We start from the raw sequence: 20,736 nt of genomic DNA, 5'->3' as shown, positions 1-20,736 counted from the left end.
TCACTCTCCCGTCGTGGCCGACAGCGCTAGCGCCGCCATCAACCCTACTTCTTCCGCACGCTTCTTGACGATCGGTCCGAGCGGGACCTGATCGAACGGCATGGTGCGCAGTTTCAACTGGGCATCGCAGACCTTCTTGCCTTCCGACGTGATCTTCGCCTTGACGACCGCGAAGCCGGAACCGTCATGCTCAAGAAAGGCCTCGATATCCAGGACGGCTTCCGGCTCGACGAAGGTGCGCATCTTGGCGCCATCGACGGACATCAGGAACGGCATGGCAGCGAAATCGGTGGCGGCGAGCACGAGGAAGCCGCTCGCCTGCGCCATGGTCTCGATCAGGAGAACGCCGGGAACCAGCGGGTAACCCGGAAAATGGCCTTCGAACACCGGGCTCTTGGCCGGAACGACCGAACGCGCCGTCAGCGTCTTGGCGGTAAGATCGACGGTCTCGACCCGATCGATCATCTGGAAATATTCAAGGAGCATCAGGAGCAATCCAGCTTGGCCCGAAGCGCGGCGCGAAAAGACAGCGCCAGGAATGCTCCGGATTTCAAATCATGCGATCCCGCCGGAATTAGTCCTATCCGAAAGAGGACCTGCGGCGTGATCATGCGACCGTCAAGTAAAAACGCAAATGCCGCCTGTCAAGCGCAGACCACGCGACAGGCGGCATTGGTGTCGTGCAAGCACGTGTTTCCGCGGGGGAAACGCGGAGAAAATATCAGCCCTTGGCGGCCTTCAGTTCGTCAATCTTGGCGCAGAGGTTCTTCAGAACGAAATATTCTTCCGTCGAAACCTTGCCTTCGTTGACTTCCTGGGTCCACTGCTCGAGCGGGATCTTGATGCCGAATTCCTTGTCGATCGCGAAGACGATGTCAAGGAAGTCAAGGCTGTCGATGCCCAGATCGTCGATCGTGTGGCTTTCCGGCGTGATCGTCTCGCGATCAATTTCGCTGGTTTCTGCAATAATGTCGGCAACCTTGTCGAATGTAGCTGTCACGCCATAACCTCTTTCGAATACATGTTTTGGCGAACCTATAGGTAAATGCGGCTGAAAAGCCAATGGCCTTCACGGGAAGAGTTGCATTTAGCGGCGGCGGTGTTGCGCAAACGTCGAATGCTGGGAGCGCAAAGCCCTCAAAGCGCCGTCGCCGCCGGCAGTTCGGCCGCCAGCGCGTCGATGGCAAGGCGGACGCGCAACGGCAGATGCGGCGTTTTCGGCCAGACGGCGTAACAATCGAAGGAGAGTCGCGGCTCGTTTTTGAAAAGCCGAACGAGCGCGCCCGCTTCTACCCGATCGTGCACCAGCCAACAGGGCAACCAGCACAGGCCGAGCCCGGCGCTTGTTGCATCGGCGATCATTTCCAGATCATCGAAGCGCATGCGCGAACGCGGCTGGATTTCCACATCCGGGCCGCCTTCGACCGGAAAGAGCCAAGAGCGAATGCGACCCGAGCGCGCGTACATGATCGCGGTATGATCCATCAGATCGTCGCGGGTCTCGGGGTAGCCGTGAGCTTCCAGATAAGCGGGCGACGCGCAAACCGTCATACGCTGGTGGGCGATCCGGCGTGCCATCAACCCCGGCCATTCGCCGAGGGGTCCGTTGCGGATGGCGAGATCGAAGCCGTCTTCGACAACATCGACGCGACTGTCGGTGAAATTGAGGTCGAGTTCGAGCTTTGGGTGTTCGGCGGCCAACCTGAGCAGAATCGGTGCGGCGCAGCGGCGGCCGAACAGGACCGGCATGGACACGCGCAGGCGACCCGCCACCTCCTTGCGGCCCGATTCCAGCATTGCTTCGCCAGCCCGCAACTCGTCCAGCGCCCTGAGGCAACGCTCGTAGAACGCCTGGCCATCCTCAGTCAGCATTTGGCTGCGGGTCGTGCGGTGGAACAGCCGCGCACCGAGGCGGTCCTCCAGTCGGGCAATGGTCTTGCCGACCGCCGATCGCGATAGGTTCAGCCGCTTGGCCGCTTCCGAGAAGCTATCGGCCTCTACGGCCTCGACAAAGACGGACACTCCGGTCAGACGATCATTCATAGCGTTTGTAGCCTGCGAGGAAACAATGGAAGGAAATCATATCGCCACTGGCGAATGAAACGCAATGCTAGTTTCGCCTCATCGCTTGAACTTAGCCATGCAGGAGACGAAACATGACGAAAACGATGAGGCGCTGGTCGATGTCGGCCATCGGCCGAGACAATCTGAAACTGGAAACCGTCGCCATCCCCGAACCGGGACCGGGCGAGATCCGCGTCAAGGTTTCCGCAGCCTCGCTGAACTACCGCGACAAGATGGTGATCGAGACGGGCATGGGCCTGACGCTGCCGCAACCTTTCACTCCGGTCTCCGACATGGCCGGCGTGATCGACGCGATCGGTCCCGGAGTGAGCCGCTTCACGGCGGGCGACCGGGTGATGTCGACATTCAAGCCGGACTGGATCGATGGACCGGACAATGGCAATGCCCGCACCCCCGCCTACCAGACGACGGGCGGCACCTATCAGGGCATGCTCGCCGATTATGTCGTCTTCCCCGAAGACTGGTTCGTCTGCTCCCCCGCAACTCTTGATGACGCCGAAGCGAGCACCCTGCCCGTCGCCGGCCTGACGGCCTGGTTCGCGCTGAAGGAGCGCGATGATATCAAGGCAGGCTCGACCGTCCTCGTTCAGGGCACGGGCGGTGTCGCGCTGTTCGGTCTGCAGATCGCCAAGGCCTATGGCGCGGACGTGTTCGTCACCTCTCGTAGCGACGAGAAACTGGCGCGGGTGAAAGCTCTCGGGGCCGATCATGGCATCAACAGTGCCGGGGAAGACTGGGTCGAGGCCGTCTACAAACTAACGGGCGACCGGGGTGTCGATCATATCCTGGAAATTTCCGGAGGAGCCAATCTCGGGCACTCGCTCCGCGCCATCGCGGTGCACGGCCGGATTTCCGTCATCGGCGTGCTTGAAGGTTTCGAGGTCAGCGGTCCGGTCGGCCCGCTGCTTTTGAAATCGCCAGTCATCCAGGGCATCAGCGTCGGCCATCGCCGGTCATTCGAGGATTTTGTTCGTGCGATCGATGACACCGGTATCAAGCCCGTGATCGATGCACGTTACAAGCTGGAGGACCTGCAGGCGGCACTCGATCATCTCGACCGTGGGCCTTTCGGCAAGATTGTCATTGATCTCAGTCCGGCGGCCTGAATGGGTCGTTGAGGCCGGCGCCCCCGCCGGCCTCAACATCAAGCACATGCCTCCCCGGGTTCAGCGGGTGACGACAATCTTGGTGTTCTTCAGGCCATTCTGGCTGGCGAGCGAGAAGAATGCGGCGGCATTATCGGGATGCAGACGAATGCAGCCGTGCGATGCCGGGCGGCCGAGGCGCTTGAGATCGAACGTCGCATGGACGGCATAGCCGCCATTGAAGAAGACCGCATAGGGCATCGGCGCATTGTCATACTTGCGCGAGCGGTGGTTGCGCGACAGCCACTTGGCGCTCCAGCTGCCCTGCGGCGTGACATATCCCTTGCGCGCCGTCGATACCTTCCAGCGGTATTTGACGAACCCGTTCTGCGATACTGTCATGGTTTGAGAAGAAAGGCTGACTTTGGCAATAAGATTTGCGGCGAAAGCGGACGTCGAATGAAATTGCATGAACAACAAGGCCAGAAAGGCCACGAAGATTTTACGCATGAAAGTCCTCTCCGAATTTATGCACCTTTTTACTGGTGTCCCAACACGACACAGACCTTACATTCATTGCAATGATAGACGTTTAAGACAAATGGAAAATTCGGCCTTAACGAAAACCGGAGAGTTTTTTCGGCCTCAGTAATGGTTTCATACAATACTGGCGATCGCCGCTATAAAGGCGGCCAATACAACGAGCGCGGTGCAGGCGCCGTAGAATATCGAAACACTGGATTCGACATCGCCGACGGTGGCGGTCGCGCGACCAGATCCGTTGATCATCGGTTCCGCCACCAGCGCACCGGCGTAGATCCGCGGGCCGGCAAGCTGGATGTCCAGCGCGCCCGCCATTGCCGCCTCCGGCCAGCCAGAATTTGGCGAGCGGTGCAGGCCATTGTCCCGAAGTGCAATCCCGAGCGCATTGCGGGCTGCGCGCAGGCCAGTCTTCCACCAGGCGCCGGCGGCAATCAGCAGGATCGAAAGTCGAGCGGCGGGAATATTGGCAAGATCGTCGAGACGGGCCGAGGCCCAGCCGAAATACAGATATTTCGGGCTCTTGTGGCCGATCATCGAATCCGCTGTGTTGAGCATCTTGTAGGCAAGCAGGCCCGGCAGTCCGAGCACGGCATACCAGAAAGCAGGCGCCACGACGCCATCGGAAAAATTCTCCGCCAGGCTTTCGATCGCCGCGCGGCAGACCGCCGGTTCGTCCAGTGTTTCAGGATCACGCCCGACGATCATCGAGACGGCCCTGCGCCCGCCCTCCAAACCGCCGGTACGCAATCCGGTGGCGACGCGCGAGACGTGATCTGCAAGGCTCTTCTGCGCCAAGAAGACGGCGACCAGAACAACCTCCAGCAGCCAGCCGACGATACCGAATTGCAACAGCAACCGATGGATCAGCCAGCCGCAAACAAGGCTCCACAGCAACAAGACTACAATTGTCAACGCGCCGCCGATCCGTAGCACGTCGTTCTCGAAGCGTTTGCGGTTGAAGGTGCGGTCAAACCAGCCGATCATCGTGCCGAACAGGACGACCGGATGCGGCAGACGCTGCCACAACCATTCGGGATCGCCGACAATGCGGTCGAGGACAAGCGCCGCAATCAGCACGGCAAGAATTTCAGTCGACATGGAAGGTCCGTTCAGGCGAGGTCGGCGATACGCAGGGCGTCCCTCAACCGTGTATCGCCTGCCGCATCGGGTGCAAGCCCAATCCGTAGCCATGTCGGCGCGTAGCTGAATTTTCGCGTCAGAATATGCGCGTAGCACAACTGTTCATGCAAATGTGCGGCGTGCGGATGATCGACCAGCGTGAACAGCGGCGTCCCGCCGATGATCGCAAGACCCGCCTGTCGAAGCACGGCGTCAAGGCCGGCCTTGCGCTCTGCGATAGCGGCCTGCACCGGGGCGGTATCACCCTCCATCAGCGCGCGGGATATGACCAGTGCCGGGCCGGACACCGACCAGGGACCAAGCCACTGGGCGAAATCAGACAGAATAGCATCGGTTCCAATGACGAAACCGAGCCTCAACCCAGCCAGTCCGAAGAACTTGCCGAAGGAACGAAACACGATGAGATTGCCGTGTTCGGCAGCCTCAGGCACGATGCTGAGATCCGGCTCGGTGTCGCCGAAAGCTTCATCAACGAGCAACAGACTTTCGTTTGCCGCGAGATGCTTCGCGAGCGCTGACAGTTCCGACGGAGCATAGGCTCGGCCGGTCGGATTGTTGGGATTCACGACAACGACAAGACCGTGATCCGGCGTCAGCCGATCGAAATCCGAAATCTCGTCGACCGCATATCCGGCAACAGAAAACACGCGGGCATATTCGCCATAGGTCGGGGCGAGGATGGCGATCCGCCTTCCCGGAGCCACCAAACGCGGCAGCAACTGGATGACGGATTGCGTCCCCGGAACCGGCAAGGGCTGGCCGGGGTCGCAACGATAATAGCGAGTCGCCATCTGCCGCGCTGCATCGACCAGATGTCGATCCGGCAACCGGTGCCAGGCGCTGACGGGAATCTCCGGCAGTGCGACCGGATTGGGATTGATGCCCGTCGATAGATCCAGCCAATCGCCTGGATTGCCACCGAAGAGCGCGGCCGCCTCCGTAAGGCCGCCGCCATGCACGATTGGCCTGCTCATGACGCTTTCGCCATGTCGATGACATGCATGAACGATCCGGCGACGCGGTCTCGTCTCAGGCCCGTCAAGCCAAGCGCTGCACCGGCCGCGTCCGTCGCCTCGAACAGGCGGTCGGCATCACCTTCTGAAAGGATCGAGGCATAGTGAAATTCATGCGCCATCAGCGGACCGTCAAAAAAGCTGTCATCGACCGGCTTTACCCGCCGGTAGCCCAGATGCCGCTTGCGCTCGGCGAAGCTGGTGACCAGCGGCAGGAAGCCGAGCATGGCGTAGCGTTTGCCATCCGCGGCGACAAGTCCCTCCCCGAGAGTCATGTAGCCACCGCACTCGCCAAAAATCCGCGCGCCGCGATCCCTCGCAGACACCATCCCGTCGCGAAACCGGTCAGCCTCCGCCAGTTGCCCGGCGTGAAGCTCCGGATAGCCACCCGGCAGGTAAACCGCATCCGCATTAGCGGCGGGCGCCTGATCCGCCAGCGGCGAAAAGAACGACAGTTCCGCGCCTGCCCCGCGCCAACCGGACAGAAGGTGTTCGTAGGAGAAGGCGAAGGCGGTATCGCTGGCAATCGCGATCCTTTGGCCGATTGGCTTCAGCGGCTCGGCGTCCACTGCCGCGTCTCGCGATGTTCCAAGCCGTGCCGCCATCACGATCTGATCGAGATCGCAGCCCGCCTCGACATGCGCGGCTGCGGTTTCGATGAACAGGTCGAGTTCCGCATGTTCTCCAGCCTGCACGAGACCGAGGTGCCGTTCGGGAAGTTTCAGGGCAGCGTTCTGTCGCAGGACACCGAACACCGGCATGCCGATCGCATCCAGCGCTGCACGCAACATCATCTCGTGTCGATCGCTGCCAACCTTATTGAGAATGACCCCCGCAACATGGACGTCGTCACGATGTCCCGCATAGCCGCGCACCAGTGCCGCGACCGACTGGGACATGCGGCCGCAATCCACCACCAGCACGACGTTCAATCCAAGCAAAGCGGCAAGATCGGCCGGCGATCCCTGCCCGTCAATCGCCGCATCGTACAGGCCCATCATGGCCTCGATGATCAGCGTCTCGCCAGTGCCGGTGGCCGCTGCTGCGTTGGCACGAAGTAGGTCGGGACGCATGCCCCAAGGATCATAATTCAGGCAGGCCTTGCCGCTCGCCGCCGTGTGAAAGGCCGGATCGATATAATCCGGTCCGGCCTTGCCTGGCGAAAGCGCCATGCCACGATTGCGCAGAGCCCGCAGCAGGCCGAGCGTGAAGGTCGTCTTGCCGGAGCCAGAGGATGGGGCCGCTATCAGCAGGCCGCTCATGCCGGATCCTTGAAGGCCCGGTTCAACAGGGGATCGGCTGTGAGCGTGCGGCCGTCGTGGAGCGCGCCGAGCCAATCCAGCGCCGGGCGCAGGCGCACGACCTCGCCGACGACGACGATTGCCGGCGGCTCGAGCCCGGATGCCGTCACATCCGCCTCAGCCCGCGCCAGCGTCGTTTCGAGCACCGTCTGGTCCGGCGTCGCGGCATTGCAGACGAAGGCGACGGGTTCGTCAGGCGACCGGCCGGCGGATATCAGGTTGGCGGTGATCTGACCGATATGTTTCATCGCCATGTACATGACGATGACGGGCGAGCCCTTAGCGATGCCTTCCCAATGGATGCGATCGGGCACGACACCGGACGAATCATGGCCAGTGAGGAACGTCACAGCATGATTGACCTCGCGATGGGTCACTGGAATGCCGGCATAGGCAAGCCCGCCGATGCCGGCAGTGATGCCCGGAACGATGCGGAAGGGAATGCCGTGCTCGACCAGCGTCAGCGCCTCCTCGCCACCGCGGCCGAAGACGAAGGGATCACCGCCCTTCAGCCGCAGCACGCGCTTGCCCTGTCGCGCCAGTTCGACGAGACGGAGCGAAATATCGCGCTGCTTCGGCGAAGGCTTGCCGCCGCGCTTTCCGGCAAATTCTAGCACGGCACCGGTCTTCACCATCGTCAGGCAATCGACATTGACCAGGGCATCATGAACGATGACGTCGGCCTGCCGCAGTGCATTGACGGCATGCAGCGTCAGCAGGCCGGGATCACCCGGACCGGCGCCGACCAGCCAGACGGAACCCGGCTCCAGATCCGGCAAATTCGGAAACGGCTTGTCCATCAGGCCAAAGCCTCCGCGACGACCGGCGGCATATGGCGGGCGATTGATTCGGGATGTGAAGAACCGGAATCATTCATCGAAGGAAATTCGGCAACAGTCTGATTCGATTCGACAAAGCAGCCAGCCACAGCAGCGGTCGCGTGAGCAGACTTGAGCTTCGGCACGACCAGGTCATCCGTCTCGCCGGCAGCCGCAAGAGCCGCCGCTTCGGCCACGCCATGGCAGCCGGTGATTGCGAAGACAAGGTTTGACGGTGTCTTCAAGCGCGGCGTTTCGGCCTCCAAAACGGCCACCGGAAAGACCTTCAGCGGGACGGAGAAATACAAAGCAGCAGCAACGATGGCCGGTTCGGAGAGGCGGACATCAAGGGTCGCGATACAGGCCACCGCCCGGCAATCGATGCCCGCGTACCGCAACGCCTGCTCGGCAAGCGCGATCACCTCATCAACCGGCGCGCCGCGCTCGCAGCCCAAGCCGAGTGTGAAGATTGGCGCTTCTGGCCGACTGACCCTGTCCTGCTGAATCACGAAACGGACCTCCCACGCCGCACTCTCAAGGATGCGCCGGGGCCTTCGAACGCCGGAGCGTCGAAGTGGTCTGGACAGCACCGGATGGAAGCCCCCTGAATGGGTCGGCCGCACCGGACGCTCTTTCAGCCCACCGAAGCGGGCACCGTCGCACGTTTTGTCTTTTTACCGGAGCGCGCCGAAGCGGTCAAACCGGATTGCGCCATCCGCCATGCGGACAACGGCATCACGGCGATTTCCGAACGATAATCGACGACAGCAAACCGATTTGCCCTGTTTCACCCCTCGAATGTGGTTGATTCTGACCTCCGGCTTTGCATTTCGCATCAAGCTCTGACAAACAGATTTCCGATTTGCCCTCCCGCTGCATTCCTTATTGAGTCCCCCCTTGCACGATTTTGCCCCCCAACTTCTCGCCCTGCTGTTCCTTGCTGCCTTCCTCGCCGGCTTCATCGATTCCATCGCTGGTGGCGGTGGCATGATCACCGTGCCGGCCATGCTGCTGGCAGGCATTCCGCCGCTGGAAACGCTCGGAACCAACAAGTTGCAGTCGCTGTTCGGCTCCGGTTCGGCCAGTCTTGCCTATGCCCGCAAGGGGCATGTGAACCTGCGGGAGCAATTGCCGATGGCGGTGATGTCAGCCCTCGGTGCGGCGCTGGGGGCGATGCTGGCGACTGTGGTGCCGGGCGACGTGTTGAAAGCCGTCCTCCCCTTCATGCTCGTCGCGATCGCTCTCTACTTTGCGCTGAAGCCAAGCGTCGGCGATATAGATCGGACGCAGCGGATGACACCGTTCCTGTTTACGCTGACACTGGTGCCAATGGTCGGTTTCTATGACGGCGTCTTCGGCCCCGGCACCGGTTCGTTCTTCATGATGGCCTTCATCGCGCTCGCCGGCTTCGGCGTCCTGAAGGCGACGGCGCACACGAAGTTCCTCAATTTCGGCTCCAATATCGGCGCCTTCATCGTCTTCGTGCTCTATGGCGTCGTGCTCTGGAAAGTTGGCCTGTTGATGGGGGCAGGGCAGTTCGCCGGTGCGCAGGTGGGCTCACGCTTCGCGATGAAGAACGGTGCAAAGATCATCAAGCCGCTGCTGGTCGTGACCTGCATCGCGCTGGCGATCAAGCTCTTGTCCGATCCCGCGCACCCCATTCGCCTCTGGCTCGGCGTATGAAGCGCCGTCCATTATTCAAGCGAGATCAGTCTGCGCCGGACGACCGGCGCAGACTGTGCCGAAAGCCTCAATATTCGACGCCGACCTGCGCCTTGATGCCCGAGCGGAACGGATGCTTGATCAATTCCATTTCGGTAACGAGATCGGCGGCCTCGATCAGTTCTTCCTTGGCGTTTCTGCCGGTCAGCACGACATGCGTCATGTGCGGCTTTTCTTCCTTCAGGAACCGCACGACTTCGGCAACATCGATATAATCGTAGCGCAGCGCGATGTTGATCTCATCGAGCAGGACCATGGAATTGCGCTCGTCGCGGATCAGTTCCTTAGCCTTTTCCCAAGCCTTTTCAGCCATGGCGATATCGCGTGAGCGATCCTGCGTCTCCCAGGTAAAGCCCTCGCCCAGTGTGTAGAACTGGCAGACGTCGCCGAAATGCTTCTCGATCAGGTCGCGCTCGCCGGTTTCCCAGGCACCCTTGATGAATTGGACAACAGCGGACGGCATGCCATGGGCGATGTGGCGAAAGATCATCCCGAAGCCGGCGGTCGACTTGCCCTTGCCCTTGCCGGTATTGACGATGATCAGCCCCTTCTGGTCCGTCTTCGTCGCCATGATCTTTTCACGCGCGGTCTTCTTCTTCGCCATTTTCATAGCATGGCGGGCTTCATCGTTGACCGGTCCGGTTTCCGTTGCCTGGATTTCGTCTTCGCTCATGGTGTCCCTCTTTCAAATTTCGCTTTTGCCGGCAAGTGATTGCACGGCAGTCATCGTCGTCATCGCCTATTCCGCCGCCGCCGCCAGGCCCTGAAGCTCGAACCGGGCCGAGTTGGAGCGTGGAGACCAGAATCCCCTATCGATCGCTTCCATCAGCTTGTCGGTCATTTCGCGCAGCGCCGCCGGGTTCTTGTCGGCCATGAACTGGCGCACGCGCTCATCCAGTACATAGGCCTGATAGACCGCCTCGAAATGATGATCGCGCACCGCGCCCGTCGTCGCCGCGAAGGCGAACATATAGTCGACCGTCGCCGCCATCTCGAAGGCGCCCTTGTAACCATGGCGCATCACGCCTTCGATCCATTTCGGATTGACGACACGGCCGCGCACGATTCGGCCGATCTCCTCCTCCAGCGAACGGATCACCGGCTTTTCCGGCCGGGAATGGTCGTTGTGATAGATCGCCGGACGCGCGCCTGTCGCCTGCTCCACGGCAAGGCTCATGCCGCCCTCGAACTGGTAATAGTCGTCGCTGTCGAGCAGATCGTGTTCACGATTATCCTGATTCTGGACGACCGCTTCGACCGTTTTCAGCCGGGCCTCCAGGAGCCCACGCTCTGCCTTGCCGTCTTCGCCGGCGCCATAGGCATAACTGCCCCAGGTGAGATAGGCTTCCGAGAGATCAGCCTTATTCTCCCAGCCCTTCTCGTCGATCAGCGCCTGCAGGCCGGCACCATAGGCACCCGGCTTGGCACCAAAGACGCGGTAGGAGGCGCGTCGTTGTGCTTCCTTGGCGTCGATGCCCGCAGCCACCAGCCGTGCCGTCTCCGCCCGCATCCGGGCCGCGATCATGTTGTCGGCGTCATCCTCGTCGAGCGCGCCGACCGCGCGGATCGCCGTATCGAACAGCGCGATCTGCTCGGGAAATGCATCACGGAAGAAGCCGGAGATGCGCAGTGTCACATCGACGCGCGGGCGCCCGAGCACGGCGAGCGGCACGATCTCGTATCCGGTCACCCGGCGCGAGATCATATCCCAGACCGGCTTCGTGCCGATCAGCGCCATCGCCTGGGCGATGTCGTCGCCGCCGGTGCGCATGTTCGACGTGCCCCAGGCGGTCAATCCGAAGGATGTCGGCCAGTCGCCGTGATCCTGCAGGTAGCGACGGATTAGCAGTTCGGCGGATTTCTTGCCAAGCTCGAAAGCCGCCGGCGTCGGCACGGCGCGGCTATCGACGGAATAGAAATTGCGGCCCGTAGGTAAGACATCCGGTCGTCCCCGAGTTGGTGCACCGGACGGGCCGGGGGCGACGAAGCGGCCATCGAGGCCCTTCATCAGGGCAGCGATCTCGGCCGGACCGGACTCGACGATCGATGGCTTGAGGCGGGCTTCGATATTGCCGAGAACGGCTAGCGTGGCGTTCCAGCCGGCTGGGCACGGCGTTTTGCCGGAGACAAGCTTGGTGGCCAGAAGCTCAATGCGCTCGACAGTGTCGCCCGCCGTGCGCCAAGGGGCGTCGGTGACATCGGCGAGGATTGCTGGCTTCGGGCCGGTCCATGGGGCGGAGGGGGTGGAATCGAGGGGATCAAAAACAAAAGTCCCCTCCCCAACCCCTACCCACAAGGGGGAGGGACTAACTCGCGGGACGCTCCCATTAGAAACGCCGCCCCCGGAATTTGCAGCAAGCTCGGAGGTCGGATTCACCTCGTTCGCAGACGCCGCAACGTAAAGGCCCTCCCCATTGTGGGGAGGGGTTGGGGAGGGGTTTTCCACGCGAAAAGCATCCGCCGCAATCGCCCGCTGAAGGCTCTGGTCGCCGCCCTCGCCCAGCCCGCGCGGCACCCGCGCCAGCGCCACGGTCAAGTCCGTCAGCAGCCGGCCTTCCGGCGCCAAGCCGAACACGTGCAGGCCGTCGCGGATCTGCAGTTCCTTCAAGTCGCAAAGATAGGCGTCGAGCTTTTCCAGCGCCTTGTCCTCGGCGTCCGAACCGGAAATTCCGGCATCGCGGTCGAGACCGATATCGCGGACGAGATCGAGGATCTGTTTGCTGAGCAGCCGAAGCCGTCGCGGATCGCCGCCGGCCGCGTCGTAATATTCGTCGACCAGCGCTTCGAGATCTTTGAGCGGACCATAGGATTCGGCGCGCGTCAGCGGCGGCGTCAGGTGGTCGATAATCACGGCGCTGGTGCGCCGCTTGGCCTGCGTTCCCTCGCCGGGATCATTGACGATGAAGGGATAGAGATGCGGCATCGGCCCGAAAACGGCTTCCGGATAACACGTCTGCGACAAGGCGAGCGACTTGCCCGGCAACCATTCGAGATTGCCATGCTTGCCCATATGGATGATCGCATGCGCGCCAAACTCCTGCCGCAGGAAGGCGTAGAAGGCGAGATAACCGTGCGGCGGCACGAGGTCCGGGGAATGATAGGTTTCCTTCGGATCGATATTGTAACCGCGCGCCGGCTGGATGCCGACCAGCGTCTCGCCGAAGCGGCTCAAGGGAAGCGCGAAATATCCATCGCGGAAGAACGGATCGCTTTCCGGCGCTCCCCAGCGCTCGGCAACCTGATTCTGAATCTGAACCGGAAGAGACGACAGGAAGTCCTTGTACCGATTCAGGGAAAGAGTCTCGCGAACCTCGCAATCGTTGCGCGCCGAATTGGTCGGCCCCTGCATCACATAGGCAATCAGAGCGTCGCCATTCGCAGGAATACCGCCAACCGGATAACCGGCCGTCGCCATAGCCTTCATCACCTCGATGGTGCCGGCCGGCGTATCGAGACCGACGCCATTGCCGAGCCGCCCGTCGCGGTTCGGATAGTTCGCCATGACGATCGCCACGCGCCGGTCGCGCGGTGCTGTCCGGCGCAGCCGCGCCCAGTTGGAGGCGAGTTTGGCAGTGAAGGCGACGCGATCCGGCAGCGGTTCGTGGCCGACAATATTGGCCTCGACGGCCGTGTCGTAGATCGCGGCGGCCTTGAAGGATACGGCGCGCGACAGGATGCGGCCATCGACCTCCGGCAGCGCGACATTCATCGCCAGGTCACGCGCCATCAGTCCCTGAGGCGAGGCTTCCCACGCGGCCCGCGAGGAACCCGAAAAGATCACCTGCAGCACCGGCGCATCGGTGATTTCCAGCACGGTCGGCTGGCGGTCCGCACCGGGCGCTGAGACGGCAAAACCGGTGGCGTTCATCACAACATCCGGCGGCACCTCGCCGAAGATCGCTTCCAGCGTCCCGATCGATACAGCATCCTTGAGGCTGGAAACAAAGACCGGCAGAACGGTCATCCCTTCGGATTGCAACGCCTCGATGAGGGCTTCGACCGGCTTGGTTTCACCGCTCTGGACGAGGGCGCGGTAGAAGCAGAGGGCGACCACGGGCAAAGCCGATGCAATCGCGCTTGCCGAAGCTTCACTCCCCTCTGTCCTGTCGGACATCTCTCCCTCAAGGGGGGAGATTGCTGAGGCGGCCTCACGCTCCCTCTTCTCCCCAGCGGGGAGAAGGTGGCCCGCAGGGCCGGATGAGGGGGGCACAGCCATAATGTCAGAGCCAGCCGCCCCCTCATCGCCTCGCAAGCTCGGCACTTCTCCCCGCTGGGGAGAAGAGGGAGAGCGGCGGCTCCCCGACGGCGAGACCTCCGCTAGCTTCTTCCATTCATCCACCCCGACCACACCCTGCCCCGGCCACCAGATGCCGGCCTTCATCAAGGGAGCGGCCGGTTCCGGCTTTTCCGAGCCATCGATCAGCGCCTCGCCATAGGCCAGCAGGCGAGCCATGTTGTCAGCCCCGCCCTCGGTGAAATAGGCCCACATATGGTTGCGGTCCTCGGCGGATACGGTCGAGAACGGTTCGAGCCCCGGATCGGGCTTGTCGTAGCCGGGCAACACGGCGATCTGGAACTTGTGCGTCACGGCCGCCGCATGCAGCGCCTCAAGCAAATACTGGAAATAGCTGGCGCCGCCGAGCGCGCGCACGATGATGAGTTTGGCATGACGGGCGGTGCGCTCGACATAGGTATCGACCGACATCGGATGCTTGAGTGTCAGCAGGCTCGCGACCCGCAAGCTCTTGCCGCCCCGCGTGCGATGCGCCGATGCGATCGAGGACAGTTCGGTATCGGCGGCAGAGAGGAACAGGATATCGGCCGGCGACTGACCGAGATCGATCGCCTCCTCGCCATCCGTGATTGTGCCCTTCTGGGCTAGGAGGAGATGCATGACGACCTCCGCTGCCTGCGGTACCCCCCTCTGTTCCTCCGGGACATCTCCCGCACATGGGGGGAGATTGACCGAACGCTCGGTGCGCAGCCGGTCAGGGACGCACAGCCAATCGCGGTGATCTCCCCCCTTGAGGGGGAGATGTCACGGAGTGACAGAGGGGGGTATGCCCTACGCATCATTCTTTACGGCTCAAACCGCAGCCGCGATCGCCGCCCTTACAGCCGCTTCATCCATATCATGCAGACCAATGACGACGAGGCGGGTACGGCGAACTTCGCCGGCGGCCCAGGCGCGGTCGAAATACTGGTCGATGCGGCTGCCGACACCCTGGATCAACAGGCGCATCGGCTTGCCGGGTACGTCGGCAAAGCCTTTCAGGCGCAGCACGTCGTGCTCGGCGATGATCGGCTTCAGCTTCTCGATGAAGGCTGCTGGGTCGGCGATCGCGCCGAGTTCGACGACAAAGCTGTCGAATTCATCGTGATCATGCTCCTCGCCTGCCTCGTGCTCCATCTCGTGATGGGACTTGCGGTTGGCGATATCGCTTTCGGTGCCGACGCCGAGGCCGAGCAGGACGGCGGCGGAAACTTCGCCATTCTTGGCTTCGATCATCGCCGGCTTGCGGCTGGTGCGCGAGGAGACCTCATTGCGCACGAAGGCAAGGCCGGTCGAATCCAAGAGATCGGTCTTGTTCAGGATGATGAGGTCGGCTGCGGTCAACTGATCCTCGAAAAGCTCCTCGATTGGGCTTTCATGGTCGAGATTGTCGTCCTCGACGCGCAAGGCATCGACCTTGTCGTGATCGTCGGCAAAACGGCCGGCGGCGACAGCGGCGCTATCGACGACCGTAATGACGCCATCGACGGTCACCTGGGTGCGGATATCCGGCCAGTTGAAAGCGGCGATCAGCGGCTGCGGCAGCGCAAGCCCCGATGTTTCGATGACAATGTGGTCCGGGCGGTTTTCACGATCGAGCAGCTTGGTCATTGTCGGGATGAAATCGTCGGCGACGGTGCAGCAGATGCAGCCATTGGTCAGCTCGATGATGTCGTCCTCGGTGCAAGCCTCCGCGCCGCAGCCCTTCAGCACGTCGCCATCGACGCCAAGATCGCCGAACTCGTTGATGATCAGCGCGATGCGGCGGCCTTCGGCGTTCTGCAGGATGTTGCGGATCATCGTTGTCTTGCCGGCGCCGAGAAAGCCGGTGATGACAGTTGCCGGAATCTTGCCGTGCGCGGATTTTTCGGTGGTCATGGATCAACCCTTCATTTTCAGCGGCAATCCGGCCGCGATAAAATAGACTTCAGCGGATTTCTCCGCAACGATCTGGTGCAGCCGGCCAGCATGATCGCGAAAATCACGCGCCATCCTGTTTTCCGGCACGATACCAAGCCCGACCTCGTTCGAAACGAACACCAGCCGGGCCTTTGCCTGCAGCAGGTAGGCCGCAAGCCTTTCGAATTCGGTCGCCATGTCGCGGTCTTCCATCATCAGGTTGGTCACCCACAGGGTGAGGCAATCAATGAGAACGATCCGCTCCGGCGCGTCGATCGCCGACAGGCAGGCGACGAGATCGATCGGCTCCTCGTGGGTCTGCCAGTCAGGCCCGCGCCTTTCGCGATGCTCGGCAATCCTTGCCTGCATCTCGCCGTCCCAGGCCCTCCCGGTCGCGACGTAATGCATGGCGAGACCCGACGTGACGACCAGTTTTTCGGCAAAGGTGGACTTTCCGGAGCGGGCGCCGCCAAGGACCAGCACGGGCCCTGACTGTGTCGATGTCATGATATGTCCCGCCTAGAGTAAGGCGGCATGCACGGACACAACACGCGACCACGCGATGGCCGGTTCGAAAATACGATATAAGCCGTTCGTGGAACGGGTCGGTGAAGCCATGACAACCTCCGTGCTGGCATCGAGAGTATCTCTCCCTGGATCGGGCACGATGCCCTGAGGCTGGCAGGTCTCCTGGCTCACGGCGTCACGTGCCCAAGGCACGAACGGGTTCGCCTCGCCTTCCCGGAGTCGATTTTCTTGCGAAGAGGTGGACGATTCGTAGATAATAGAGGCGTCCGGCCCCGGCTAATCGCAATGACACTCCAGTGGCTTTTCCGGTTGGACCGTTCCTCCCGCGCCCGCCCGATGCGGTCTGTCCGGAAGTCTGGTTTTCCCGGATGGCGAACCCTGACCGTTCTACAGTCGCGGGGTCGGCTGCGATAAGGATGCCCGGCTTGGGTCCATCCCGTCACATTCCCATTTACTCCCGACATGCACCGGCATATCGGGAACCATCCAATGATCGATGATTAGGCGCTTGACTGAACCCTGTCAATCGGAGCACCCCGGCAAGGGATGGTGGACATGCGCCATGCGACAATGCGTCGAACGGGATAGCCCCGTTCCTCAGGACATCAGCCCGTCAAGCCATTTCGGATCAAGAACCGCCTCCAGTTCCGCTGCGACATCGTCCAATGCCTGATCGACCGACTGCCGATAGTTCAGGCCCCCGTCCTCTATACCGAAACTTCTGAGCAGGGCCGCCCGGTAGGTGTCACTGGTAAAGAGCCCGTGCAGATAGGTGCCGCTGATCATGCCGTCGGCGGACACGGCGCCGTCGGCGCGGCCGTCGATGATCACCGCCGGGCGAGCGCAATCGGCGCCGGTCGTGCGACCGAGATGGATTTCATAACCTTCGAGTGCAACGTCGTATATGGCCGAGCGGGCGCTGCTGTTGCGCACCGTCTTTTCCGGCGCCATGACCGTCTCGACCGACAACAGCCCCAGCCCCTCAATATCGCGTACATTGCCCTCGATCCCGTCGGGATCGGTGACGCGCTCGCCCAGCATCTGGTATCCACCGCAAATGCCGATGACACGCCCGCCCCGGCGCACATGCGCCTGCAGGTCGCGGTCCCAGCCCTGCGCACGAAAATCGACGAGATCGGCGATGGTGGCCTTGGAGCCTGGAATGACCACCAGTCCGGCATCCATGGGTATGCGATCTCCGGCCCGCACGAACACCAGATCCACCTCCGGTTCGGCCGCGAGCGGATCGAGATCATCAAAATTGGCAATGCGCGACAGGACCGGCACGGCAACCTTCAACGCCTTGCCACCGCCGCGCGCCAGCTTTTCCAGAACGACGGAATCCTCGGCCGGCAGACGGCCGGCGCTTTTCAGCCAGGGAACGACACCGAAGCAGGGCCAGCCAGTGAAACCACCGACGGCGGCGATGCCGTCGTCGAAAAGCGACACGTCACCGCGAAACTTGTTGATGATGTAGCCGCTGATCATTGCCCGATCCTCGTCGGGCAGGATCGTATGGGTGCCGACCAACGAGGCGATAACGCCGCCCCGGTCGATGTCGCCGACCAGCACGACCGGTACGCCGGCGCGCGTGGCAAAGCCCATATTGGCGATGTCGCCGGCCCGAAGGTTGATCTCGGCCGGTGATCCGGCGCCTTCGACCACCACCAGATCGGTCCCGGCGCGGATCGTCTCAAAGCTCTCCATGACAGCGCCCATCAGCCTGGGTTTCAGCGCCTGGTAGTCGCGTCCCCTCGCCTGCCCGGCCACCTTCCCCTGAACGATGATCTGGCTGCCGGTTTCGGACTGCGGCTTGAGCAGGACCGGGTTCATATGAACAGACGATGGAATGCGCGCCGCCATCGATTGCAGCCACTGGGCACGGCCGATCTCGCCACCGTCATCCGACACGGCGGCGTTGTTCGACATGTTCTGCGGCTTGAACGGCGCGACTTTCAGGCCGCGATTGGATGCGACACGGCACAGCCCCGCCACGAGTACCGTTTTTCCGACATCGGAGCCGGTTCCCTGAAGCATGATCGTCTTTGTCATGGCGCCTCCTGTAGCATCGCGACCAGCACAGGAAAAGCCATATTTTGCCGCATTTATGCCGCGTTTGAACGCTGTCAATCACGCAATATTTCGCACTGCGGCAAGGCTTGTGCATCTTTGATGCCACACTATCCGAAAAGCGACATTGCGTGGCAAAAACACTTGTTGCTTTGCGCCACAGGAGGCGTATATCAGCGCCATCAAGCAAGGAGCGAAGGGTCGCTCCACTCCCAAGGTCAAAGTCCGATGTTGTTCATCTTCAGCAAGCCCAATTTCGTCCAGATCGCATGGAACTCGGTTGTTCCGGCAAACCAGTCGCGCGAGCGCAACGTCGTGATGTCGGCGCCTTTCGGCCCGCTCGGCTTTGTCCGCACGCGCAGCGTCGGCTGATAGCATCTCCCAGGAAGACCATTCAAACCGCGCCGCGCAAGTGGCGCGGTTTTTTTATGTCCACCAACGCCAAATCGCATGGCGAAATTCCTCAAACGCGAAAACCGCACCAATCCATTCAAGGACTGTGCGGCTTGCCACAAGAGACGCATGGCCACTCCGGCGAACACCCGGAGATCGCTCCAGCCCGGGACGCAGAACCTGATCCGGGCGGGCGACAGGATGCCCTGTCGCACGGACACAATTAGCGTGAGAGGGGTTACCGGATGGTTATTGAGAGCTTAACCAAAGGTGAATTCGGCTTTTTTTTCACTTTTTTTCATAACGACAAAAAAAGCTTTCGGCGGCGCATACTGAACAGAATTTGTCTACGATAAAACGGGCATCACATTACCTTTGTGAACCAGCGGTAAAATTGCGCTGCCGGACACCGGTTCTGCACAAAAAATAATCCACCCCCTTAAAATTCAACAGCTTGCGCGTGCGTTTTTCTACCGTTTCAGACGAATGTGATAGAGCCGAAGCAATTCCAGAGGTTGATTTCTCTGGTGGAACACTTACGCTGCCTCTAACGGGAAAAGGAGAGATGGCTGGCGACCACGTTGCCCGGTCAGACAAAAAAATCCGACACCGTCGCAGCGGGGACGAAAAATGGCCTTGCCTCCAAGACCCCCCGGCCTGCTTCAACCTGAGCATTGGGTTCCCAGGGCTGCAGTATCCTGGTCGGCCCCAACGATTTATGGCTGCAATAAGACTGGGAGGTCTTAAACATGAAGAAGCTCCTCGCTTCCACCATCATCGCCGCCGGCATCTACACGCTTGCCGGCTCCGCTTCGGCCGCAGAATGCGGTGAAGTCAGCATCGCAGAAATGAACTGGGCTTCTGCCGGCGTCGCCGCGCAGGTCGACAAGTTCATCCTCGAAAACGGCTACGGTTGCACCGTATCGCTCGTGACCGGCGACACCATGCCGACCTTTACCTCCATGAACGAAAAGGGCCAGCCGGACATGGCTCCGGAACTCTGGGTCAACGCCGTTCGCACGCCGCTGGATGCCGCCATCAAGGAAGGCCGCCTGATCGAGGCTGCCAAGATCCTGAATGAAGGAGGTGTCGAAGGCTGGTGGATTCCGAAGTTCCTCGCCGATGCTCACCCGGACATCAAGACCGTCCAGGACGCCCTGAAGCATCCTGAACTGTTCCCGGCGCCGGAAGATCCGTCGAAGGCTGCCGTCATCAACTGCCCGTCGGGCTGGAACTGCCAGGTTTCGACTGCCAATCTTTACAAGGCCTTGAAGGCCGAGGAAGCAGGCTTCATCTTGGTCGATACCGGCTCGGCTGCCGGCCTCGACGGTTCGATCTCGAACGCCTTCAGTTCGCAGAAGGGCTGGCTGGGTTACTACTGGGCTCCGACCGCGATCCTCGGCAAGTACGAGATGACGCGCCTGAGCTTCGGCGTCGAAAACAACAAGGCTGACTGGGATGCCTGCACGGCCGTTCCGGATTGCCCGGATCCGAAAGTCAACTCCTACCCGACCTCCGACGTGTTCACGGTCGTCACCAAGGCATTTTCCGAAAAGGCCGGTGTTGCCATGGACTATGTGAAGGCACGCAACTGGGACAACGGAACGGTCAACAAGGTTCTGGCCTGGATGGATGAGAACCAGGGCACCAACGAAGATGCTGCCAAGTACTTCCTGGAAACCTATCCGGACATGTGGTCGAAGTGGGTTGCCCCTGAAGTCGCCGAGAAGGTCAAGGCTGCTCTGTAAACTTTCATGACGAAGGCAGCGGGTCGGCCAAGACCCGCTGCCTTTTTGCCTTTTAGATGACGTGTGCAATGCGCAGAAGCCGGTACAGGTCGCAAACAACAAAGTGGATGCGATCGTA

The 20,736-nt window shown here is 61.4% G+C and carries 19 protein-coding genes and 1 riboswitch; of the genes, 4 read left to right on the top strand and 15 right to left on the bottom strand.

Translation table 11 applies throughout. The features are described 5' to 3' along the window. From ASG68_RS20225 to ASG68_RS20215, 3 genes are all read right to left on the bottom strand, one after another. Complete coding sequence (locus ASG68_RS20225; protein WP_062580377.1) at window positions 1–486, bottom strand: 3-hydroxyacyl-ACP dehydratase FabZ family protein; 486 nt, start codon at window positions 484–486, stop codon at window positions 1–3. Between the two features lie 235 nt (window positions 487–721). After that, complete coding sequence (locus ASG68_RS20220) at window positions 722–1,000, bottom strand: acyl carrier protein (RefSeq protein ID WP_007760287.1); 279 nt, start codon at window positions 998–1,000, stop codon at window positions 722–724. 137 nt (window positions 1,001–1,137) lie between these two features. After that, window positions 1,138–2,043, bottom strand: coding sequence for a LysR family transcriptional regulator (locus ASG68_RS20215; RefSeq protein ID WP_062580374.1), 906 nt, complete (start codon window positions 2,041–2,043; stop codon window positions 1,138–1,140). A gap of 113 nt (window positions 2,044–2,156) precedes the next feature. Between ASG68_RS20215 and ASG68_RS20210 the strand changes: the two genes are divergently transcribed. Next, complete coding sequence (locus tag ASG68_RS20210) at window positions 2,157–3,191, top strand: zinc-dependent alcohol dehydrogenase family protein (protein ID WP_062580372.1); 1,035 nt, start codon at window positions 2,157–2,159, stop codon at window positions 3,189–3,191. Window positions 3,192–3,251: 60 nt separating this feature from the next. Here the strand turns inward: ASG68_RS20210 and ASG68_RS20205 are convergent, their stop codons facing one another. From ASG68_RS20205 to ASG68_RS20180, 6 genes are all read right to left on the bottom strand, one after another. Continuing rightward, a complete protein-coding gene (locus tag ASG68_RS20205; protein WP_062580370.1) occupies window positions 3,252–3,680 on the bottom strand; it encodes a L,D-transpeptidase in 429 nt (142 codons plus the stop codon). A 147-nt stretch (window positions 3,681–3,827) separates the two neighbouring features. Then, complete coding sequence (cbiB, locus tag ASG68_RS20200) at window positions 3,828–4,811, bottom strand: adenosylcobinamide-phosphate synthase CbiB (RefSeq protein ID WP_062580368.1); 984 nt, start codon at window positions 4,809–4,811, stop codon at window positions 3,828–3,830. Window positions 4,812–4,822: 11 nt separating this feature from the next. Further along, the gene (gene cobD, locus ASG68_RS20195; protein WP_062580366.1) at window positions 4,823–5,827 is read right to left on the bottom strand and encodes a threonine-phosphate decarboxylase CobD; all 1,005 of its coding nucleotides are present in this window, start codon (window positions 5,825–5,827) and stop codon (window positions 4,823–4,825) included. Next, entirely contained in the window at window positions 5,824–7,128 is a 1,305-nt protein-coding gene (locus ASG68_RS20190; RefSeq protein ID WP_062580364.1) for a cobyrinate a,c-diamide synthase, read from the bottom strand. Before ASG68_RS20190 ends, cobD begins: the two co-directional genes overlap by 4 nt. Then, complete coding sequence (cobA, locus tag ASG68_RS20185) at window positions 7,125–7,967, bottom strand: uroporphyrinogen-III C-methyltransferase (RefSeq protein WP_062580362.1); 843 nt, start codon at window positions 7,965–7,967, stop codon at window positions 7,125–7,127. Before cobA ends, ASG68_RS20190 begins: the two co-directional genes overlap by 4 nt. Then, window positions 7,967–8,494, bottom strand: coding sequence for a cobalamin biosynthesis protein (locus ASG68_RS20180; RefSeq protein ID WP_320416526.1), 528 nt, complete (start codon window positions 8,492–8,494; stop codon window positions 7,967–7,969). The genes cobA and ASG68_RS20180 overlap by 1 nt, the downstream gene beginning before the upstream one ends. A 99-nt stretch (window positions 8,495–8,593) precedes the next feature. On the opposite strand from ASG68_RS20180, the gene ASG68_RS31535 reads away from it, so the two are divergent. Next, window positions 8,594–8,743 carry a hypothetical protein gene (locus tag ASG68_RS31535; protein ID WP_156373742.1) on the top strand — a complete coding sequence of 50 codons (150 nt, stop codon included), beginning with the start codon at window positions 8,594–8,596 and terminating at the stop codon, window positions 8,741–8,743. A 139-nt stretch (window positions 8,744–8,882) separates the two neighbouring features. Then, window positions 8,883–9,668: a TSUP family transporter gene (locus ASG68_RS20175; RefSeq protein ID WP_062580359.1), complete on the top strand. Its 786-nt coding sequence runs from the start codon at window positions 8,883–8,885 to the stop codon at window positions 9,666–9,668. Window positions 9,669–9,735: 67 nt separating this feature from the next. On the opposite strand, the gene cobO is transcribed toward ASG68_RS20175, so the two are convergent. From cobO to ASG68_RS31530, 6 genes are all read right to left on the bottom strand, one after another. Beyond that, window positions 9,736–10,380 (bottom strand): cob(I)yrinic acid a,c-diamide adenosyltransferase, encoded by a 645-nt coding sequence (gene cobO / locus ASG68_RS20170; protein ID WP_062580356.1) that lies wholly within the window; start codon window positions 10,378–10,380, stop codon window positions 9,736–9,738. A 66-nt stretch (window positions 10,381–10,446) separates the two neighbouring features. Then, window positions 10,447–14,601: a cobaltochelatase subunit CobN gene (gene cobN, locus ASG68_RS20165; protein ID WP_062580354.1), complete on the bottom strand. Its 4,155-nt coding sequence runs from the start codon at window positions 14,599–14,601 to the stop codon at window positions 10,447–10,449. 192 nt (window positions 14,602–14,793) lie between these two features. After that, window positions 14,794–15,858, bottom strand: coding sequence for a cobalamin biosynthesis protein CobW (gene cobW, locus ASG68_RS20160; protein WP_062580352.1), 1,065 nt, complete (start codon window positions 15,856–15,858; stop codon window positions 14,794–14,796). A gap of 3 nt (window positions 15,859–15,861) precedes the next feature. Further along, window positions 15,862–16,386 (bottom strand): bifunctional adenosylcobinamide kinase/adenosylcobinamide-phosphate guanylyltransferase, encoded by a 525-nt coding sequence (gene cobU, locus ASG68_RS20155; protein WP_062580350.1) that lies wholly within the window; start codon window positions 16,384–16,386, stop codon window positions 15,862–15,864. Window positions 16,387–16,541: 155 nt separating this feature from the next. Next, window positions 16,542–16,909, bottom strand: a riboswitch (cobalamin riboswitch). Between the two features lie 95 nt (window positions 16,910–17,004). Then, window positions 17,005–18,459 carry a cobyric acid synthase gene (locus ASG68_RS20150; RefSeq protein WP_062580346.1) on the bottom strand — a complete coding sequence of 485 codons (1,455 nt, stop codon included), beginning with the start codon at window positions 18,457–18,459 and terminating at the stop codon, window positions 17,005–17,007. Between the two features lie 236 nt (window positions 18,460–18,695). Beyond that, window positions 18,696–19,001, bottom strand: coding sequence for a hypothetical protein (locus ASG68_RS31530; protein WP_156384898.1), 306 nt, complete (start codon window positions 18,999–19,001; stop codon window positions 18,696–18,698). A 618-nt stretch (window positions 19,002–19,619) separates the two neighbouring features. Here ASG68_RS31530 and ASG68_RS20145 point away from each other — a divergent pair. After that, window positions 19,620–20,618: a glycine betaine ABC transporter substrate-binding protein gene (locus tag ASG68_RS20145; RefSeq protein ID WP_062580344.1), complete on the top strand. Its 999-nt coding sequence runs from the start codon at window positions 19,620–19,622 to the stop codon at window positions 20,616–20,618. Window positions 20,619–20,736: the final 118 nt, after the last annotated feature.

The sequence above is a fragment of the Rhizobium sp. Leaf453 genome (assembly GCF_001425605.1).
Taxonomy (GTDB): domain Bacteria; phylum Pseudomonadota; class Alphaproteobacteria; order Rhizobiales; family Rhizobiaceae; genus Pararhizobium.
Note: the sequence above shows the minus strand (reverse complement) of the source record. Positions and strands in the feature narration are given on the sequence as shown.

What these genes read in the sequence shown, in the direction of transcription:
- cobO (WP_062580356.1), bottom strand. Translation starts at nt 10,380, where the DNA reads ATGAGCGAAGACGAAATCCAGGCAACGGAAACCGGACCGGTCAACGAT.
- ASG68_RS20145 (WP_062580344.1), top strand. Translation starts at nt 19,620, where the DNA reads ATGAAGAAGCTCCTCGCTTCCACCATCATCGCCGCCGGCATCTACACG.
- ASG68_RS20210 (WP_062580372.1), top strand. Translation starts at nt 2,157, where the DNA reads ATGACGAAAACGATGAGGCGCTGGTCGATGTCGGCCATCGGCCGAGAC.
- cbiB (WP_062580368.1), bottom strand. Translation starts at nt 4,811, where the DNA reads ATGTCGACTGAAATTCTTGCCGTGCTGATTGCGGCGCTTGTCCTCGAC.
- cobD (WP_062580366.1), bottom strand. Translation starts at nt 5,827, where the DNA reads ATGAGCAGGCCAATCGTGCATGGCGGCGGCCTTACGGAGGCGGCCGCG.
- cobA (WP_062580362.1), bottom strand. Translation starts at nt 7,967, where the DNA reads ATGGACAAGCCGTTTCCGAATTTGCCGGATCTGGAGCCGGGTTCCGTC.
- ASG68_RS20215 (WP_062580374.1), bottom strand. Translation starts at nt 2,043, where the DNA reads ATGAATGATCGTCTGACCGGAGTGTCCGTCTTTGTCGAGGCCGTAGAG.
- ASG68_RS31535 (WP_156373742.1), top strand. Translation starts at nt 8,594, where the DNA reads ATGGGTCGGCCGCACCGGACGCTCTTTCAGCCCACCGAAGCGGGCACC.
- ASG68_RS20205 (WP_062580370.1), bottom strand. Translation starts at nt 3,680, where the DNA reads ATGCGTAAAATCTTCGTGGCCTTTCTGGCCTTGTTGTTCATGCAATTT.
- cobW (WP_062580352.1), bottom strand. Translation starts at nt 15,858, where the DNA reads ATGACCACCGAAAAATCCGCGCACGGCAAGATTCCGGCAACTGTCATC.
- ASG68_RS20150 (WP_062580346.1), bottom strand. Translation starts at nt 18,459, where the DNA reads ATGACAAAGACGATCATGCTTCAGGGAACCGGCTCCGATGTCGGAAAA.
- ASG68_RS31530 (WP_156384898.1), bottom strand. Translation starts at nt 19,001, where the DNA reads ATGCGTCTCTTGTGGCAAGCCGCACAGTCCTTGAATGGATTGGTGCGG.
- ASG68_RS20225 (WP_062580377.1), bottom strand. Translation starts at nt 486, where the DNA reads ATGCTCCTTGAATATTTCCAGATGATCGATCGGGTCGAGACCGTCGAT.
- cobU (WP_062580350.1), bottom strand. Translation starts at nt 16,386, where the DNA reads ATGACATCGACACAGTCAGGGCCCGTGCTGGTCCTTGGCGGCGCCCGC.
- ASG68_RS20190 (WP_062580364.1), bottom strand. Translation starts at nt 7,128, where the DNA reads ATGAGCGGCCTGCTGATAGCGGCCCCATCCTCTGGCTCCGGCAAGACG.
- cobN (WP_062580354.1), bottom strand. Translation starts at nt 14,601, where the DNA reads ATGCATCTCCTCCTAGCCCAGAAGGGCACAATCACGGATGGCGAGGAG.